At 71.6% G+C, this 17,326-nt stretch carries 15 protein-coding genes; 10 read left to right on the top strand and 5 right to left on the bottom strand.

Features of this window, described 5'->3' with window-relative positions; genetic code table 11:
* Positions 1 to 91: 91 nt before the first annotated feature.
* From ABT297_RS35620 to ABT297_RS35590, 7 genes are all read left to right on the top strand, one after another.
* The gene (locus tag ABT297_RS35620) at positions 92 to 415 is read left to right on the top strand and encodes a hypothetical protein (protein ID WP_350556890.1); all 324 of its coding nucleotides are present in this window, start codon (positions 92 to 94) and stop codon (positions 413 to 415) included.
* Between the two features lie 138 nt (positions 416 to 553).
* Positions 554 to 1,762, top strand: coding sequence for a sensor histidine kinase (locus tag ABT297_RS35615; protein ID WP_350556889.1), 1,209 nt, complete (start codon positions 554 to 556; stop codon positions 1,760 to 1,762).
* On the top strand, positions 1,759 to 2,433 hold the full coding sequence (locus ABT297_RS35610) for a response regulator (protein WP_350556888.1): 675 nt from the start codon (positions 1,759 to 1,761) through the stop codon (positions 2,431 to 2,433). The genes ABT297_RS35615 and ABT297_RS35610 overlap by 4 nt, the downstream gene beginning before the upstream one ends.
* A gap of 92 nt (positions 2,434 to 2,525) precedes the next feature.
* On the top strand, positions 2,526 to 3,305 hold the full coding sequence (locus tag ABT297_RS35605) for an ABC transporter ATP-binding protein (RefSeq protein ID WP_350556887.1): 780 nt from the start codon (positions 2,526 to 2,528) through the stop codon (positions 3,303 to 3,305).
* Between the two features lie 5 nt (positions 3,306 to 3,310).
* Positions 3,311 to 5,863 (top strand): ABC transporter permease, encoded by a 2,553-nt coding sequence (locus ABT297_RS35600; protein WP_350556886.1) that lies wholly within the window; start codon positions 3,311 to 3,313, stop codon positions 5,861 to 5,863.
* Positions 5,864 to 6,094: 231 nt separating this feature from the next.
* Positions 6,095 to 6,862, top strand: coding sequence for an ABC transporter ATP-binding protein (locus ABT297_RS35595; protein WP_350556885.1), 768 nt, complete (start codon positions 6,095 to 6,097; stop codon positions 6,860 to 6,862).
* A gap of 5 nt (positions 6,863 to 6,867) precedes the next feature.
* Positions 6,868 to 9,417, top strand: coding sequence for an ABC transporter permease (locus ABT297_RS35590; RefSeq protein WP_350556884.1), 2,550 nt, complete (start codon positions 6,868 to 6,870; stop codon positions 9,415 to 9,417).
* 74 nt (positions 9,418 to 9,491) lie between these two features.
* Here the strand turns inward: ABT297_RS35590 and ABT297_RS35585 are convergent, their stop codons facing one another.
* Both ABT297_RS35585 and ABT297_RS35580 read right to left on the bottom strand, forming a co-directional pair.
* Positions 9,492 to 10,130 carry an HAD family hydrolase gene (locus tag ABT297_RS35585; protein WP_350556891.1) on the bottom strand — a complete coding sequence of 213 codons (639 nt, stop codon included), beginning with the start codon at positions 10,128 to 10,130 and terminating at the stop codon, positions 9,492 to 9,494.
* A 106-nt stretch (positions 10,131 to 10,236) separates the two neighbouring features.
* On the bottom strand, positions 10,237 to 11,217 hold the full coding sequence (locus ABT297_RS35580) for a ketopantoate reductase family protein (RefSeq protein ID WP_350556883.1): 981 nt from the start codon (positions 11,215 to 11,217) through the stop codon (positions 10,237 to 10,239).
* Between the two features lie 150 nt (positions 11,218 to 11,367).
* Here ABT297_RS35580 and ABT297_RS35575 point away from each other — a divergent pair, with 150 nt between their 5' ends.
* Complete coding sequence (locus ABT297_RS35575) at positions 11,368 to 11,754, top strand: hypothetical protein (protein ID WP_350556882.1); 387 nt, start codon at positions 11,368 to 11,370, stop codon at positions 11,752 to 11,754.
* Positions 11,755 to 11,956: 202 nt separating this feature from the next.
* On the opposite strand, the gene ABT297_RS35570 is transcribed toward ABT297_RS35575, so the two are convergent.
* Both ABT297_RS35570 and ABT297_RS35565 read right to left on the bottom strand, forming a co-directional pair.
* Positions 11,957 to 12,904 (bottom strand): M56 family metallopeptidase, encoded by a 948-nt coding sequence (locus ABT297_RS35570; RefSeq protein WP_350556881.1) that lies wholly within the window; start codon positions 12,902 to 12,904, stop codon positions 11,957 to 11,959.
* Complete coding sequence (locus ABT297_RS35565) at positions 12,901 to 13,272, bottom strand: BlaI/MecI/CopY family transcriptional regulator (RefSeq protein ID WP_350556880.1); 372 nt, start codon at positions 13,270 to 13,272, stop codon at positions 12,901 to 12,903. Before ABT297_RS35565 ends, ABT297_RS35570 begins: the two co-directional genes overlap by 4 nt.
* A gap of 125 nt (positions 13,273 to 13,397) precedes the next feature.
* On the opposite strand from ABT297_RS35565, the gene ABT297_RS35560 reads away from it, so the two are divergent.
* Entirely contained in the window at positions 13,398 to 14,612 is a 1,215-nt protein-coding gene (locus ABT297_RS35560; protein WP_350556879.1) for a pyridoxal phosphate-dependent aminotransferase, read from the top strand.
* Positions 14,613 to 15,134: 522 nt separating this feature from the next.
* On the opposite strand, the gene ABT297_RS35555 is transcribed toward ABT297_RS35560, so the two are convergent.
* Positions 15,135 to 15,806: a hypothetical protein gene (locus ABT297_RS35555; protein ID WP_350556878.1), complete on the bottom strand. Its 672-nt coding sequence runs from the start codon at positions 15,804 to 15,806 to the stop codon at positions 15,135 to 15,137.
* 120 nt (positions 15,807 to 15,926) lie between these two features.
* On the opposite strand from ABT297_RS35555, the gene ABT297_RS35550 reads away from it, so the two are divergent.
* Positions 15,927 to 17,213, top strand: a complete 1,287-nt coding sequence (locus ABT297_RS35550; protein WP_350556877.1) for an MFS transporter — start codon at positions 15,927 to 15,929, stop codon at positions 17,211 to 17,213.
* Positions 17,214 to 17,326: the final 113 nt, after the last annotated feature.

Here is a 17,326-nt window from a genome sequence, read left to right as displayed (position 1 = left end):
CTTGGCGGCGGATCAGCTTTCCCTGTCCTGCTCCGCAGGGGTTCCGTTTCCTCTCCGGCCTGAAGGCCGGAGTATCCACGGAAGGAATCTGATGACCGCGGACTTCACCCGGGCCGAGCCGCCGGTCGCCCAGTTCTGGTCGCACCTGACCGGCTGGAAGCTCAACGTCCAGGCCGACGGCGCGGCCCACAACGCGTACGACGACTATCAGGTCCTGCTTCCGCAGCTCGCGGCGGCGGTCGGGATGAGCGACGAGGAACTGCGCAGGTGGATCGGCACCCTCGACCCCGGCCGGGCGGTGCGCATCCAGCAGGCGTACCCGCTGGCGTTCTTCGACCTGCACCTGCGCCATCAGCGGCAGCGCCTGCTCGAGGGCCCGTGCCCAGCCTTCCCCGAGGTGCGCTACATCCCGTGAGGCGACGGCCGCCCTCGCGACATGAGCCCGGACGCCGCATGGGTCCTCCCTGCGAAGTGCGGGCTCATCCCTGAGGAGGAGAGCGGCTCAGGCGCGGCGACGAATGGGCTGGTCCACGCAGCCGATACCGTCGATAGCGTGCGCAGGGTCAAGGAGTTGCTCGGCCGGCGGGGTCACCCGCTCGCCCAGGACATCGCGCTCGCGATCCTGCTGATACTCCTCAGCGCCGGGCTCGAGAGCACGGCGCGCGCCGCGTTCGGGGTCACGGACCTGCCGGCGCAGCTGGTGTACGAGTCGCTGGGCCTGGCGGCGGTCGCGATCCGGCGGCGGTGGCTCTGGGTCGCCGTGCTCTGGACCGGGGCGCACGCCGTCGTGCCCTTCCTTGCCGGGCTGCGGCTCGTCGAGGGCGGGTTCGGGATCATCGTGCTGACGTACACGGCGGCGGTGCACCTGCCGGTGCGGCGCGGCTTCGCGGCCACGGCGGTGATGTGGGCGCCGGGGCTGGTGCTGGCCGGCGTGCTGGGGCGGGCCGGCGGCACCGTCTTCTACCCCGACGCGAGGATCTTCCTGGTGTTCCACGCGATGACCGCGCTGGTGTGCTTCACCGTGGGGCGCACCGTGGCGACGCGCCGGGCGTACATCGCGGCGCTGGAGGATCGGGCCCGCACCGCCGAGACCAGCCAGCGGGCGCAGACGGAGCAGGCCGTGGCCGAGGAGCGCCGGCGCATCGCGCGCGAGCTGCACGACGTGGTGGCGCACCACGTGAGCGTGATGGGCGTGCTGGCGACCGGGTCGCGGCGGATGCTGGCCCGGGACCCGGCCGCGGCCGACGAGGCGCTGGCCACGATCGAGGAGACCGGGCGCACCGCGCTGCGGGAGATGCGGCGGCTGCTCAGCGTGCTGCGGACCGAGGCGGAGCCGGCCGGGGAACTGGCGCCGCAGCCGGGGCTGGCGGGCATCGAGGGGCTGGTGGAGCAGATCCGGGAGGCCGGCGTGCCCGCGGTGCTGCGGGTCGACGGCGAGCCGGGGCCGCTGGATCCCGGCGTGTCGCTGACGCTGTACCGCATCGTGCAGGAGGCCCTCACCAACGCGCTCAAGCACGCCGGGGCGGCGAAGGTCGAGGTGCGGCTGACGTTCCGGCCCGCGGACGTGACGGTCGAGATCTGCGACACCGGGCGCGGGCCGCAGCTGGGCACCGCGGCCGTCGGGCACGGGCTGCTGGGCATGCGCGAGCGCGTGATGCTGTACGGCGGGACCCTGCGCACCGGGCCCCGCCCCGGGGGCGGATACCGTGTGCACGCGAGGATCCCCATCGAGGCACCGGCAGAGAGGCAGTTGGCGAGTTGAGCGAGGCGCGTCCCATCCGGCTGCTGCTCGTCGACGACCAGCCCCTGCTGCGCACCGGGTTCCGCATGGTGCTCGGCGGCGAGCCCGACCTCGACATCGTGGCCGAGGCCGGCGACGGGGTCGAGGCCGTGGAGCTGGCCCGCCGGCTGCTGCCCGACGTGGTGCTCATGGACATCCGGATGCCGCGCATGGACGGCGTCGCGGCCACCCGCGCGATCGTCGACGCGAAGCTGCCCGTGCGGGTGCTCATCCTGACCACGTTCGACCTGGACGAGTACGTCGTCGGGGCGCTGCGGGCCGGTGCCAGCGGGTTCCTGGCCAAGGACGTGCCCGCCGACGACCTGGTCATCGCGATCCGGACGGTGGCGGCGGGCGAGGCGGTCGTCGCGCCGCGGATCCTCAAGCGGCTGCTGGACAAGTTCGCCGACTCGCTGCCCGACCCCGACGCGGCGCCGCCACGGGACCTGCGCGTGCTGACCGACCGTGAGCGCGAGGTCCTGGTGCAGCTGGCCAAGGGCCTGTCCAACGCCGAGATCGCCCGGGCGCTGTCGGTGAGCGAGACGACCGTCAAGACCCACGTCGGTCACGTGCTGACGAAGCTGGGCCTGCGCGACCGGGTCCAGGCTGTCGTCCTCGCGTACGAGACGGGACTGGTCCGCCCCGGCTCCTGACTTCGTTCTCGGGGACGAGGGACGGGGTGACGGGCGCCCTTAGCGTGTAGTGGACAAGACAAGAGAGACCACTGCACGAGGGGGAACTGAGCGTGACCACGACTGTCACGACGGGGGACGGGATCGCCGCCCGCGCGGTCGACGTGTGGAAGGTGTACGGCAGCGGCGAGGCTCAGGTCATCGCGCTGCACGGGGTGAGTGTCGAGCTCGAGCGTGGCCACTTCACGGCGATCATGGGGCCGTCCGGGTCCGGCAAGTCGACGCTGATGCACACGCTCGCGGGTCTCGACTCCGTCACCCGCGGGGAGATCTTCGTCGGCGACACCCGGCTGACCGGGATGTCCGACGGTGCACTGACGAACCTGCGGCGAACCAAGGTCGGGTTCATCTTCCAGCAGTTCAACCTGCTGCCGACGCTGACCGCCGAGGAGAACATCCTGCTGCCGCTGTCGATCGCGGGCCGCAAGGCGGACCCCGCGTGGTACGACACCGTCATCAAGACGGTCGGGCTCAGCGACCGGCTCGGGCACCGGCCCAGCCAGCTCTCCGGCGGCCAGCAGCAGCGCGTCGCGTGCGCGCGGGCCCTGGTGTCGCGGCCGGAGGTCATCTTCGCCGACGAGCCGACCGGCAACCTCGACTCGCGCTCGGGCGCGGAGGTGCTGTCGTTCCTGCGCAACTCGGTGCGCGAGTTCGGGCAGACGATCGTGATGGTGACGCACGACCCGAACGCGGCCTCGTACGCCGATCGGGTGATCTTCCTCGCCGACGGGCGCATCGTGGACGAACTGCGCGAACCGACCGCCGAAGCGGTGCTCGACAAGCTCAAGAACCTCGACAAGGTGCCCGGCGACCTGGCCGGCGAGGTGGCCTGACCGCCATGCTGAGAGCAACCCTGAAGAGCCTGCTGGCGCGCAAACTGCGGCTGACGCTGTCGACCGTGGCGGTCGTGCTGTCGGTCATGTTCGTGTCCGGCTCGCTCGTGCTCACCGACACGCTCGGGCGCACGTTCGACAACCTGTTCGCCAACATCTACACGTACACCGACGTGGAGGTCTCGGCGAAGTCCCAGATCCAGCAGCAGGGCAACGGCCCCGGCAACAGCTCGACGTTCCCGGCCTCGACCGTGGACCGGGTCGCGAAGCTGGACGGCGTGGCGAAGGCCACCGGCCAGGTGTTCCTCAACGGGGCGATGCCGGTCGGGCGCAACAACAAGATCGTGATCAACCAGTCCGGGCAGCAGTTCGGCGCGAACTGGGTCGGCGAGGACCAGTTCGTCAAGCTCGCCGAGGGCCGGGCGCCGTCGGCCGACGACGAGGTCGTCATCAACAAGGGCCTGTCGAAGGCGGCGAACTACAAGCTCGGCGACTCGATGGACGTCATCACCCGCGACCGGGAGCGGAGCACGTACAAGATCGTCGGGCTGACGCAGTACACCGGCGGGCGCGACTCGATGGTCGGCGAGAGCACGGTCTTCTTCACCACCGCCAAGGCGCAGAAGTCGATGCTCGGCGCCACGGACGAGTTCAACACCATCGACGTCAAGGCCGCCCCGGGGGTCAGCGACGAGCAGCTGCGCGACACCATCAAGGCGGAGCTGGGCGACGGGTTCGTGGTGCAGACCGGCAAGGAGCTGTCCGAAGAGTCCGGCGAGGCCATCAAGAACGTGCTGAAGTACTTCAACTACGTTCTGCTGGGCTTCGGCGCCGTGGCCCTGCTCGTCGGCGTGTTCCTGATCCTCAACACGTTCTCGATCATCGTGGCCCAGCGCACGAAGGAGCTGGCGCTGCTGCGGGCGATGGGCGCCGCACGGGGCCAGGTCCTCCGCTCGGTACTGCTGGAGGCCGTGATCATCGGCGTGGTGGGCTCGGTGTTCGGCTTCCTGGTCGGCCTCGGCCTCGGCGCGGCCGGCGCCTTCCTGTTCGTCGGCCTCGCCGACGGCGCCCAGGTCGCCGGCCTCGGGTTCCCGGTCTCGGCGATCGTCGCGTCGTTCGTGATCGGCATCGGCGTCACGATGATCGCGGCGCTCATGCCGGCGATCAAGGCGTCCCGCGTCGCCCCCATCGCGGCGATGCACGAGTCGGCCACGCCCGACCGGCCGCTGACCCGCCTGACGGTGACCGGCACGGTCATCACCGCGGCCGCGATCGGCGCGCTGGTGTGGGGCCTGGCCGGCGCCGGCGACGCGACCCTGGCGCTGGTCTTCGGCGGTGTGCTCGGCATCCTCATCGGCGTGGCGCTGCTGACGCCGATCGTGAGCCGGCCGCTGGTCGCTGGGCTCGGGTCGCTGTTCTCCTGGACGGTGCCGGGCAAGCTGGGCCGGCGCAACTCCGCGCGCAACCCCCGCCGCACGGCGATCACCGCCGGCGCGGTGATGATCGGCATCGCGATCGTCACGGCGATCAGCACGATCTTCACCTCGCTGTCCACGGCGCTCGGTGACACGGTCGCCAAGGACCTGCAGGCCGATCTCGTGGTGCTCGGCCAGCAGACCAGCGAGATCCCGCCGGTGGTGACCCCGCAGGAGCTGCAGCGCATCACCGCCCTGCCGGAGGCGAAGACGGTGGCCGCGTTCACCGTCGACGCCGTACAGATCGACGGCAAGCCGGACTACGTGCTGTCGTACCTCGACCCGGCGGCGGGCGTGTCGGTGCTCAAGCTGAAGGCCGACCAGGGCCGCATCGACCGGCTGGAGCAGGGCGAGTTCACCGTGGACAAGAAGACCGCCGAGAACCGCAAGCTCAAGCTCGGCGACACCATCGACGTCACGTTCGCCAAGGGCCCGCAGAAGACGCTGAAGCTCGTCGGCATCACCGCCGAGTCGGCGATCGGCGGCGGCATCGTCATCGACTACGCCGATGCGCAGACGGGCTTCGCCTTCCCACAGCCGTGGCAGGTGTACGTCGCGGTGCAGGACGGCGCGTCGGTGACCACGGTGAAGGCCGCGGTCAACGACATCCTCGAGGACAACCCGCAGGTGCAGGCGTACACGAAGGACGAGTACGTCAAGAGCAGCCAGCAGAGCTTCAACATCGCGCTCGTCATCGTGCAGGTGCTGCTGCTGATCGCCCTGGCCATCTCGGTCCTCGGTGTCATCAACACCCTGCTGCTGTCGGTCATCGAGCGCACCCGCGAGCTGGGCATGCTCCGAGCGGTGGGGCTGCGCCGCAGTCAGACCTGGCTCATGGTCACCACGGAGTCGGTCGTCATCACCGTCTTCGGTACCGTGCTGGGCCTGGCGGTCGGCGTGGGGCTGGGTGCGGCGATCGTGACGGCGCTCAAGGACGTCCTGGGCTTCGGCGCGGTGACCCTGCCGTGGGGCCTGATGATCGCCTACTTCCTCGCCTCGATGGTCGTCGGCGGCGTGGCCGGCCTCATCCCGTCGATCCGCGCCGTGCGGCTCAACGTGCTCGGCGCGATCTCCTACGAGTAGTATCCGCCGCTCAGCGGCGGTCAGGGGCCGCGGTCGCCTCCGGGTGGCCGCGGCCCCGTTCGTGCTGGGTGTCCGAGCGGGCCGGGGCCCGGGGGCCGGATCGGGGTTGACCCTGAGTGCGGCTCCGGGACGCTCCCCCAGCACAATATCCGTGGGCGCTACCCCCGCGGGCGGACGTCTTTCGTCCTCCGGGCCCTGACGATGAGTGCACACCATTCACCAGGGGGCATGATGACTGCAACGGTTGCGACGCGCACCGAGATGGCCGCGCGGGCGGTCGACGTATGGAAGGTCTACGGCTCGGGCGAGGCGCAGGTCAACGCGCTGGCCGGGGTGTCGGTGGAGCTGGAGAAGGGCCGGTTCACGGCGATCATGGGCCCGTCCGGCTCAGGCAAGTCGACGCTCATGCACTGCCTCGCGGGGCTCGACGCCGTGACCCGGGGCCAGGTGTACGTCGGCGACACGAAGATCACCGACCTGTCGGACCGGGGGCTGACGAACCTGCGCCGCACCAAGGTCGGGTTCATCTTCCAGCAGTTCAACCTGCTGCCGACGCTGACCGCGGAGGAGAACATCCTGCTGCCGCTGTCGATCGGCGGGCGCAAGGCGGATCCCTCGTGGTACAACACCGTCATCGACACGGTCGGCCTGCGCGACCGGCTCGGGCACCGGCCCAGCCAGCTCTCCGGCGGCCAGCAGCAGCGCGTCGCGTGCGCGCGGGCCCTGGTGTCGCGGCCGGAGGTCATCTTCGCCGACGAGCCGACCGGCAACCTCGACTCACGCTCGGGCGCCGAGGTGCTGTCGTTCCTGCGCAACTCGGTGCGCGACTTCGGGCAGACGATCGTCATGGTCACCCACGACCCGAACGCGGCCTCCTACGCCGACCGCGTGATCTTCCTCGCCGACGGGCGCATCGTCGACGAGCTCTACGCGCCGACCGCCGACGCGGTGCTGGACCGCCTGAAGCGCCTGGACACGCACGCGGACAAGGTGGTCTGAGTCCGATGCTGAAGGCAACGCTCAAGAGCCTGCTCTCGCGCAAGCTGCGGCTGGTCCTGTCCGGGCTGGCGGTCGTGCTCGGCGTCATGTTCGTGTCGGGCGCGTTCGTGCTCACCGACACCATGGGCCGCTCGTTCGACAGCCTGTTCGCCTCCGTGTACGCGGGCACCGACGTGGCGGTGACCCACCAGCCGAAGGTCGCCAGCGGCGGGATCGACGGCCCGCAGCACGCCACCAACATCCCCGCCGACGTCATCGGCAAGGTCAAGGCGGTGCCCGGCGTGGCGAGCGTGTCCGCGCAGGCGGCCGCGGACGGCGCCCGGGTCATCGGCAAGGACGGCAAGGTCGTCACCACGTTCGGCCCGCCCCGCATCGGCCAGAACTGGACCGGCACCAGCGACCTGCTGCAGCTGCGCGAGGGGCGCGGGCCGAGCGCCGACGACGAGATCGCGGTCAACGCGACCACGGCCAAGAACGCCGGGCTCAAGGTCGGCGACGAGGTCGGGGTGCTCACCCTGCAGCCGAAGCGCACCTTCAAGCTCGTCGGCATCTTCGGCTACAGCGGCGACCGGGACTCCCTCGGCGGTGCCCTGGAGGTCTCGTTCACCACGCCGGTCGCCCAGGAGCTGATGCTCGGCGAGAAGAACGTGTACAGCAGCATCAGCGTCAACACGACCCCGGGCGTGACGCACGACGAGGTGCGCGACCGCATCGCCACGGCGCTCGGCGCGGACTACAAGGTGCAGACCAACGCGCAGCTGCAGGCGGCCACGACCCAGGACTTCAAGCAGGGCCTCGGCTTCTTCAACAACGTCCTCATCGGCTTCGCGGGCGTGGCGCTGTTCGTCGGCACGTTCCTCATCCTCAACACGTTCTCAATCATCGTGGCCCAGCGGACCCGGGAGCTGGCGCTGATGCGGGCGCTCGGCGGCAGCCGCGGCCAGACGCTCGGCTCGGTGCTCATCGAGGCCGTCGCCATCGGCCTGCTCGCCTCCGTGCTCGGCCTGGCCGCCGGCATCGGCGTCGGGGTGCTGCTGGCGTGGGTCTTCGGCAACGTCTCCGGCGTCGCGCTGGCCTCCGTCGGCGTGCCGGCCTCGGCCGTGATCAGCGCCTTCGTGGTGGGTCTGCTGGTGACGGTGGTGGCGGCGGTGCTGCCGGCGCTGCGCGCCAGCCGCATCCCGCCGATCGCCGCGCTGCAGGAGGTGGCCACGCCCGACCGGCCGCTGACGAAGCTCACGGTCAGCGGCGCGATCGTCGGCGCGGCCGGCGGCACCCTGCTGGGCCTGGGCCTGGCCGGCAAGGGCAGCGGCAACACCACGCTGTTCCTGATCCTCGGCGGCGTGCTCGTCACGTTCATCGGCGTCGCGCTGCTCACGCCGCTGCTGGCCCGCCCGGTGGTCGGCCTGCTCGGCCGGCTGTTCTCCTGGTCGGTCCCGGGCAAGCTGGGCCGGCTCAACTCCGGGCGCAACCCGCGCCGCACCGCGATCACCGCGGCCGCGCTGATGGTCGGCCTGGCCCTCATCACCGGCGTCAATGTCGTCCTCGCCTCGGTCAAGCAGAGCCTGAACGCGCAGGCGGACACGCAGGTAAGCGTGGACCTGATCATCTCCGGTGACGGGGACCAGAACGGCCCGGCGACGTTCGACCCGGCCGTGATGACCTCGACGGCGACGATTCCGGGCGTGGCGAGCACGGCCAGCGAGTACTGGGAGTTCGGCAGAATCGGCAACGAGCGCGGTTCGGTCTCGGCGGTGCCCGACGCGGCGGCGTGGGCGGAGATGTTCAAGCTCAAGGCCGAGCAGGGCACGCTGCGGTGGACCGGTAAGGAGCAGGCGGTCGTCGACCCGGCCACCGCCCAGGAGCGTCACCTCGCCGTCGGGCAGACGGTGGAGATGCAGTTCAGCCGTGGCGACGTGCACCACGTGACGATCGTGGGCCTCTACAGCAAGAGCGACATCACGCGGGGCCTGGTCGTCTCCCCCGACCTCATCCCGGACTTCCGCGTCCAGCAGCCGGCGTGGGGGTTCGTGAAGGTCGCCCCCGGCGCGTCCGTCGACGACGTCCAGCGGCGGGTCGACACCCTGCTCAAGGACAACCCCGAGGTGTCCGTGGCCAACCGGGCCCAGTTCGTCGCGGCGCAGTCGGCGCAGTTCGACCAGCTGCTCACGATGATCCAGGTGCTGCTGGCGCTGGCGATCCTCATCGCGGTCCTCGGCATCGTCAACACCCTGGCGCTGTCGGTGCTGGAGCGCACCCGGGAGCTGGGCCTGCTGCGGGCGATCGGCATGCGCCGGGCGCAGACGATGCGGATGGTCACCGTCGAGGCGGTCGTCATCTCGGTCTTCGGCGCGCTGCTCGGCCTCGCCGTCGGTACCGGCCTGGGCGCGGCGGTGGTGCGGGCCCTGAAGAACGACGGCATCACCGAGATGGCGTTCCCGTGGTCGCAGATGGCGACGTACCTGGTGCTCGCCGCGCTCGTCGGCGTCGTCGCCGCGGTGCTGCCGTCGATCCGCGCCGCGCGGGTCAACGTGCTGCGGGCCATCGCGCACGACTGATCACCGATCGAGCGTTCCGGCTGGGGGGGGAATGGGCGCCCGCGGTCCTTCGCGGACCGCGGGCGCCGGAGCTGTCAGGCGACGAGCTTGCGCAGGTAGTCGACGTCGACGTCCAGCAGTGAGCCGGCCAGCGTCACGCCCTCGGGGTCGAGCTCGATCTCGCACGGTACGGCGAGGACGGCGCACCCCGCGGCCCGCGCGCTGCGGATGCCGTTGGGCGAGTCCTCGACCGCCACGCAGTCGCGCGCCTCGGCCCCGACCAGCCGCGCGGCGGTCAGGTAGGGCATCGGGTGCGGCTTGGTCTCGTCCACCTCGTCGCCCGCCACGACGGCGTCGAAGTTGTCGGCGCCGATGGTCAGCAGCGCCACGTCGACCAGGTGCCGGTGGGTGGCGGTGACGAGCGCGAGCGGCACCCCCTCGGCGCGCAGCGCGGCGAGCAGCTCGCGGGCCCCCGGACGCCACGGCACCCCGGCGCGCAGCAGCTCCTTGACCCGCTGCTCGAGCCACCCGACGCTGTGGTCCATCGCCTCGCGGGTGAACGGCAGCCCGAGGTCGGCGTGCAGGATGCGCATCGAGTCGGCCATGTTGGTGCCGATCATGTCGCGCCGCGCCTGCGCGGACAGCGGCCGGCCGTGGTGGGCGGCGAGCTCGGTGAGCCCCACTTCCCAGACCTTCTCGCTGTCCACGAGGGTCCCGTCCATGTCGAAGAGCACCGCCTGCATTCCCACGCGGTCATCCTGCCAAGCGGGCGGGTGTTACCCGGCGCGGCGCGATCGTTCCGTGCGCAAACTCACGGACGCTTCCCAGAAATCGGACATTTCATAATTTTTGAGTCTGTGACCGTTCGTGCTCGATCGCGGCGAGGAACTCGGCCGGGGTCATGCCGCCCGGCGCCGCGCGGCGGTGCGCGGCCCGCACGACCAGGCGGCGGGCCGTCTCGTTGGCCGGGACCGGCAGCCCGTGCAGCCGGCCCAGGAGCACGATCTCGCCGTTGAGGTAGTCGGCCTCGACGCTGCCGGTGCCGCGGGCCAGGCTCTGCCAGGTCGACCCGCCACCCCGCCCCTGCCCGGCGACGACCCGCCACTGCAGGATGTCCCCGCGCCGCTCGGCGTCCTCCTCGGCGGTGGCGTACGCGATACCGGCCGCCCGCAGCACCGCCTCGCCCTCGGCCCGGACCGGTGCGCTCGCCTCGTCGAGCCCATCGACCCGCCCGCACAGGGCCTCGACGGCGTTGCCGAGGTTCAGCAGCAGCTTGGCGTACTTGCGGCGCATGACGTCCTCGCGGACCTCGCAGTGGAACCCGGCCCGCACGAAGGCTCCCGCGAGCTCGTGACTCGTCCGGTCCGTCCCGCCCGGTATGCGCCCGATGTCCAGGATCCCCGGCACCGGCGCGCACTGCGCCACGACGACGCCCGGCGCGAGGTGCGTGGCGGGGAGCATGACGCACACGCCGTACACGTCGCCGGACACCCGCAGCGCCGCCCGCTCGTTGGCCACCCCGTTCTGCAGGCAGACGATCGGCAGCCCGCGGGGCAGCCGCTCCAGCACGTCGTGGGTGTCGTTGCTCTTGACCGCCAGCACCGCGACGTCGCCGTCGCGCCAGTCGACCTCTTCCGGCCCCGCGCAGGCCGGAATCCGGTGCACGGAGTCCCCGTCCGCCTCCCGCAGCAGCAGCCCGTCGCGCCGGATCGCCTCGAGGTGCGCGCCGCGCGCGACCACCACGACGTCCACGCCGGCCCCGGCGAGCCGCCCGGCGACCACGCCCCCGACCGCACCGGCCCCAATGATCACCAATCGCACCCGCCGACCGTATCCACTCCGCCGCGGCTGCGCTACATACGACCTGCCCTCGTAGCCGACCCCCTGCTGGCACGAATCGGGGAGGCTCATCTACGAAGATGGCTAGTAGTGTTCCCGCATCGGTACCCCACCTTCGAGAGGACGAACGACATGAGCGAGTACGGAGAGTTCTCGACCGGGCACGAGTCAAGCGAGCTCGAGCAGCTGCACCAGGCCGCGGGCAGCGAACAGGACTTCCAGTCGCAGTTCGGCGTGTTCGCGCAGGAGCACTCGGCGTCCGAGTCCACCGACTTCGAGACGGGCCGGCACGTCGAGTTCACCGGCGCGGACGGCAGCCACTACGAGTCGACGGACTTCACCAGCTACTCCCACGACTCCACGGTGTCCGACTCGGTGTTCGCCGCGCAGGGTAGCGAGTCGGCCCACAGCGCGCAGTTCTCCGAGCTCGACGCGCTGCGGGCCCGGTTGGAGACGGGCTTCGCGCAGGGTACCCAGATCAGCGGCGGCGGGCACGGCCCCTCGATCACCTCGAACTGACGGGGCACTACGAGCCAACCTAGTAGTACGATGGGTACCGCCGCGCCGGGATGGCACCTCCCCTTGGTCACAACCCGGCGTGGCGCTTCACTTTCCGCGTAACCGAAATATCGTCTGGTCGCGACCGGTGTGTAAGAAATGGCGGTCATGGCAGCCATTTCCTACACAGCAGCCCGCCGAGCGCGAGACGCGGCGCGGGCCGTTACAGCCCGGCGAGCGAGGCCCAGGCGACGGTACGTTCGAGCACGGCGAGCGCCACCGGCGTGACCGGCAGCAGGCCGCAGGTGGCGGCGATCGCGGTCCGGGCCGACGCGCGCAGCGGGGCCGGCGGGGCGAGCAGCCGGTGCAGGCGCTCCAGGGCGTCGCCGCCGTGCATCGCCAGCGAGGCGTCCGGGCCCGGGCCGGCCATCGCGACCAGGGCGCGGGCCAGGTCGATCCGCGCGGCGCTGCGCGCGGCGGTGTCGTCGGCGCACAGCTCGACCAGCCGGTCGACCTGCTGGCGACCCAGCCGGAAACAGCGCGCCCACGGGAAGGCCTGGGCGAGCATCCGCATCCAGCGGGTGGCCTCGTAGTGCCGGCCGGCGTGGTGGCCGCGCTCGTGGGCCAGGACGGCGGACAGCTCCGGGGCGGCGAGCCGGTCGATCGCGGCCGTGGTGACGACGATGTCGGCGTGGCGGCCGGGAAGCAGCGGGCCGGGCACGAGGTACGCGGCCGGCTCGGGGTGCGCCACGACCGTCGCACCGGGCAGCGGGGACGGGCCGGCGGCCAGGCGCACGAGCACGCGCAGGCGGCTGCGGGTCGTGCGGTGCGCGGCATAGAGGCGCCCGGCGCTGTACAGCACGCGGGCGCCGATGAGCAGCAGGGCGGCGAGGCCCGCGATCGCGGCGAGGCGGGCGGTGCGGTTGTGCCGGCCCAGCAGCGCGTCCAGGCACACGTGCCAGACGCCGTCGACCAGGTCGTGGGCGCAGTCCCAGTACAGCAGCAGGCTCAGGCCGGCGAACAGCCCGGACAGCAGGATCGCCACGGACAGGGCCAGCCACGCGGCCACGCCGAGGCGGGGCGAGCGGACCACCCAGCCGGCGGCGGCCAGCCGCGGCGCGCCGACCAGGGCGAGCGCGGCGGCGAAGACGACCAGCAGCAGCGGGCTCATCGTCCGGCGATCCGCCGCTCGTAGCCGGCCAGCGCCTCGCGCAGCGCGGCGGCCTCGTCCAGGGTCATCCGGCCGACGAAGTGCGTCAGCGCCTCGATGCGGTCGCCGCTGTCGACGAGGACGTCGTGCATGGTGCGTGCCACGTACTCGTCGCGGGTCAGCGCCGGGGAATACCGGTAGGCGCGCCCGTCCGGCTCGCGGGTGAGCCAGCCCTTGCGGTACAGCGTGTCCAGCACCGTCATCACCGTCGTGTACGCCAGGTCGCGATGCCACGTCAGATCCGACATCGCCTCACGCACCGTGGTCGGCCGCTCACGCCGCCACAGCAGCTCCATCAGGGCCGCTTCCAGATCGCCGAAACCCTGCACCGCGCCTCCCCGTCGCTACTGTCGCGTATCGTACCGGCGCCCGACCAGCGGGCCGGCAGCGAGAGAAGCCACATCGTGGGAAGTGGTTACCGCGGGACTGGGCGGCGAGTCGTAATGTGCCTGCCATGCAGGTGACACAGTCCGCGAAGCTGGCCAACGTCTGTTACGACATCCGCGGACCGGTCATGGCCGCCGCGAAACGCATGGAGGCCGACGGCCACCACATCCTGAAACTCAACATCGGCAACCCGGCACCGTTCGGGTTCGAGGCGCCGGAGGAGATCCTCCAGGACGTCATCCTCAACCTGCCGGTCGCGCACGGCTACGGCGACTCCAAGGGCCTGCTGTCGGCCCGCCGGGCCGTGGTGCAGTACTACCAGCAGAAGGAGGTGTACGGCGTCGACATCGAGGACGTGTACCTCGGCAACGGCGTCTCCGAACTCATCGTCATGTCGCTGCAGGCGCTGCTGGACAACGGCGACGAGGTGCTCATCCCCTCCCCCGACTACCCGCTGTGGACCGCTTCGGTGTCGCTGTGCGGCGGCCGGCCCGTGCACTACCTGTGCGACGAGAGCAACGAGTGGATGCCCGACGTCGAGGACATCGCGGCGAAGGTGACGCCGCGGACGAAGGCCATCGTCGTCATCAACCCCAACAACCCGACCGGGGCGGTGTACTCCCGGCAGCTGCTCGAACGCATCGCCGAGGTCGCCCGCCGGCACGACCTGCTGATCTTCTCCGACGAGATCTACGACAAGATCCTCTTCGACGACGCCGAGCACATCTCGACCGCCGCGGTCGCGCCCGACCTGCTGACGATCACGTTCAACGGGCTGTCCAAGGCCTACCGGGTCGCCGGCTTCCGCACCGGCTGGATGGTGCTGGCCGGCCCGAAGGCGCACGCGACGAGCTACATCGAGGGCCTCGACATACTGGCCAACATGCGGCTGTGCCCCAACGTGCCGACGCAGCACGCGGTGCAGACCGCCCTGGGCGGCTACCAGAGCATCAACGACCTGATCCTGCCGGGCGGCAGGCTGCTGGAGCAGCGCGACGTGGCCTGGAAGATGCTCAACGAGATCCCGGGCGTGTCGTGCGTGAAGCCGCAGGGGGCGCTGTACATGTTCCCCCGGATCGACCCCGAGGTGCACCCGATCAAGGACGACCTGCGCTTCGCCCTCGACCTGCTCAAGGCCGAAAAGGTGCTGGTCGTGCAGGGCACCGGCTTCAACTGGCACCAGCCGGACCACTTCCGGATCGTCACGCTGCCGCGGGTCGCCGACCTCGAGGACGCGGTGACACGCCTCGGCCGCTTCCTGTCGACCTACGTGCAGGACTAGATAGTTTCTGGCCTGGCGGTTTCTAGCCTGGCGGTTTCTAGCCTGGCGCTCGCTTCGCTCGGGCGCTGCCGGGGGGTTCCCACCCCGGAGCCCCCCATGCCCGCTTCGCGGGCACTTTTGCGGGCGCTGCGCGCAGTTCCTAGCCTGGCGCTCGCTTCGCTCGGGCGCTGCCGGGGGGTTCCCACCCCGGAGCCCCCCATGCCCGCTTCGCGGGCACTTTTGCGGGCGCTGCGCGCAGTGGTTGCGCCTAGCGGTCGCGGTTATCGCCGGGCGGGGCTTCGCTCGGGCGCTGTCGGGGGGTTTCCACCCCGGGCCCCCCATGCCCGCTCCGCGGGCACTCTTGCGGGCGCTGCGCGCGGTGGTTGCGCCTAGCGGTTGCGGTTATCGCCGGGCGGGGCTTCGCTCGGGCGCTGTCGGGGGGTTTCCACCCCGGAGCCCCCCATGCCCGCTTCGCGGGCACTTTTGCCGGCGCTGCGCGCAGTGGTTGCGGTTTCCGCTGGGCAGGGCTGCGCGCGGGCGTCTCTACTGGTGGTCGCGGCGCAGCGACACCTGGAAGGCGTGCCGGGCCGGCTCCGGCCCCTCAGCCGTCGACGGCGCCCAGAACGACGCGAACAGCGTGCACGACAGCGGCGCGTCCGGCGCGGTCACCCGGTGCGCGGTCACGTGCGGGGAGTCCCGGTGCACCCGCGGCAGGTTCTGGCTCGGCCCGAAGCACGCGTCGAGCTCGGCCCGGGTCAGCGACGGCTCGGCGAAGCGGATCTCCACCGACGCGAGCCCGGCCCGCTCGTTCATGAACAGCCGCAGCCACGCCGTGCCGGGCGGGCTGGGCCGCACGAAGAGCCGGCCGAGGTCGTCCTGCGTCGGCGCGGGCAGGCCCAACAGGGCCGCGACCTCGGCCGCGTGCTCCGTGGTCACGCCGCACACGCGCCGCGCCCAGGTCCGCAGCAGGTCGGTGGTCACCGGCCGCGCCACCAGGTCCAGCAGATGATTCGGTACCGGCGGGCGGCGCCACGACACCGGCCAGTCGTCGAGGTCGGCGAGCTCCGCGCCGTCGACGATGAGCGTGTACAGCTGCTCGGCCGGGAAGTCGTTGACCCGCACGGTGAGCGTCCGGCCGTCGACCTCGGCGCGATAGGGGAACTCGCCGTCGCCGGAGTGCTCCCACGCGATGGGCGTGGCGGTCAGGTCGGTCATGACTGTCCTCAAAGCGGCAAAGCAGACCTCGACAGCGTAGGCGGTGTCTGCAAACGCACAGTTGAGGGCCGTCACACTCGCCCCATCGCCAGGCTCCGGACCGATAGCGTCAGTCCTGCTATGCGCCGCTACCTCATGTGGAGCGTCGGGCTCCTCGCGTACATCGTCGCCGTCTTCCACCGATCCTCCCTCGGCGTGGCCGGGGTCGCCGCCGCCGAACGCCTGGGCGTGGGCACCGCGCTGCTGTCGATGCTCTCCGTGGCGCAGCTGGTCGTGTACGCCGGCATGCAGATCCCGGTGGGCGTCCTGCTCGACCGCTTCGGCTCGCGCCGCATGCTCGCGGCCGGCGGCGTGCTGATGGTCGCGGGCCAGCTGGTGTTCGCGTTCGCGGGCGACGTCGGCACGGCGATCGCCGCGCGCGTGCTCATCGGCGTCGGCGACGCGATGACCTTCATCAGCGTGCTGCGCATCGTGGCGCTGTGGTTCCCGCCGCGGCGCAACCCGCTGATGGTGCAGCTGACCGGCATGGTGGGGCAGTTGGGCGCGCTCTCCTCGGCGGTACCGCTCGTGCTCCTGCTGCGCCACGCCGGCTGGACGGCCACGTTCCTGGTCTCGGCGGTCCTGGGCGCCGCAGCGGTGGTCCTGGTGGTGACGGCCCTGCGCGACCACCCGGCCACGACCGCGACGGACCCGCGGGTTGAGGCCGGCGACGCGGGGGCCGGCGGCGGGCGGGCCAAGCGCGGCCTCGGGCTGCGCACCTCCTGGTCGCATCCCGGCACGCGGCTGGGGCTGTGGACGCACTTCGTGACCCAGTTCTCCGGCACGGTGTTCGCGCTGCTGTGGGGCTACCCGTTCCTGACCCAGGGCGAGGGCCTCACCCCGGACACCGCCGCGCTGCTGCTGTCCCTGCTCACCGTCGGCGGCCTGCTGATGGGGCCGCTGATCGGGCACTTCTGCGGGCGCCTGCCGTATCACCGCTCGAACCTCGTCCTCGGCATCGTCGGCGCGTCGGCGCTGGCCTGGACCGCGGTGCTGCTGTGGCCCGGCCGCGCCCCGCTGTGGCTGCTCGTCGTGCTCGTGCTGGTGCTGACGGTCAACGGCCCCGGCGCGATGATCGGCTTCGACTACGCGCGGTCGTACAACCCGGCCGACCGCATCGGCGGCGCGACCGGGATCGTGAACGTGGGCGGGTTCGCGGCGTCGATCGTGGTCATCGTCGCCGTCGGGGTGCTGCTCGACCGGCAGACCGCACCGGGCGCCGACCACCCGTCGCTCACCGCGTTCCGGTGGGCCTTCGCGGTGCAGTACCTGCTGTGGGCCATCGGCGCGGTCCAGGTCTACCGCTACCGCCGCACCACCCGCCGCCGCGTCGCCGCCGAGGACCGCCGGCTGGCGCCTGTTTCATGACTGAGGCGGGGCTGTGGCGGGCCCGGATTCCGCCTGGCGGCGTCCCGCGCAAGCCCGGTCACAACACCGGTAGCCTGGCTCCCGCGGGCCACCACCAGACGAAATCTGGACTC

The sequence above is a fragment of the Dactylosporangium sp. NPDC000555 genome (assembly GCF_040300025.1).
GTDB lineage: Bacteria > Actinomycetota > Actinomycetes > Mycobacteriales > Micromonosporaceae > Dactylosporangium.
Note: the sequence above shows the minus strand (reverse complement) of the source record. Positions and strands in the feature narration are given on the sequence as shown.

Excerpts from the sequence above, each read along its gene's own strand:
- ABT297_RS35595 (WP_350556885.1), top strand. The coding sequence starts at position 6,095 with ATGACTGCAACGGTTGCGACGCGCACCGAGATGGCCGCGCGGGCGGTC.
- ABT297_RS35570 (WP_350556881.1), bottom strand. The coding sequence starts at position 12,904 with ATGAGCCCGCTGCTGCTGGTCGTCTTCGCCGCCGCGCTCGCCCTGGTC.
- ABT297_RS35560 (WP_350556879.1), top strand. The coding sequence starts at position 13,398 with ATGCAGGTGACACAGTCCGCGAAGCTGGCCAACGTCTGTTACGACATC.
- ABT297_RS35600 (WP_350556886.1), top strand. The coding sequence starts at position 3,311 with ATGCTGAGAGCAACCCTGAAGAGCCTGCTGGCGCGCAAACTGCGGCTG.
- ABT297_RS35620 (WP_350556890.1), top strand. The coding sequence starts at position 92 with ATGACCGCGGACTTCACCCGGGCCGAGCCGCCGGTCGCCCAGTTCTGG.
- ABT297_RS35550 (WP_350556877.1), top strand. The coding sequence starts at position 15,927 with ATGCGCCGCTACCTCATGTGGAGCGTCGGGCTCCTCGCGTACATCGTC.
- ABT297_RS35555 (WP_350556878.1), bottom strand. The coding sequence starts at position 15,806 with ATGACCGACCTGACCGCCACGCCCATCGCGTGGGAGCACTCCGGCGAC.
- ABT297_RS35575 (WP_350556882.1), top strand. The coding sequence starts at position 11,368 with ATGAGCGAGTACGGAGAGTTCTCGACCGGGCACGAGTCAAGCGAGCTC.
- ABT297_RS35590 (WP_350556884.1), top strand. The coding sequence starts at position 6,868 with ATGCTGAAGGCAACGCTCAAGAGCCTGCTCTCGCGCAAGCTGCGGCTG.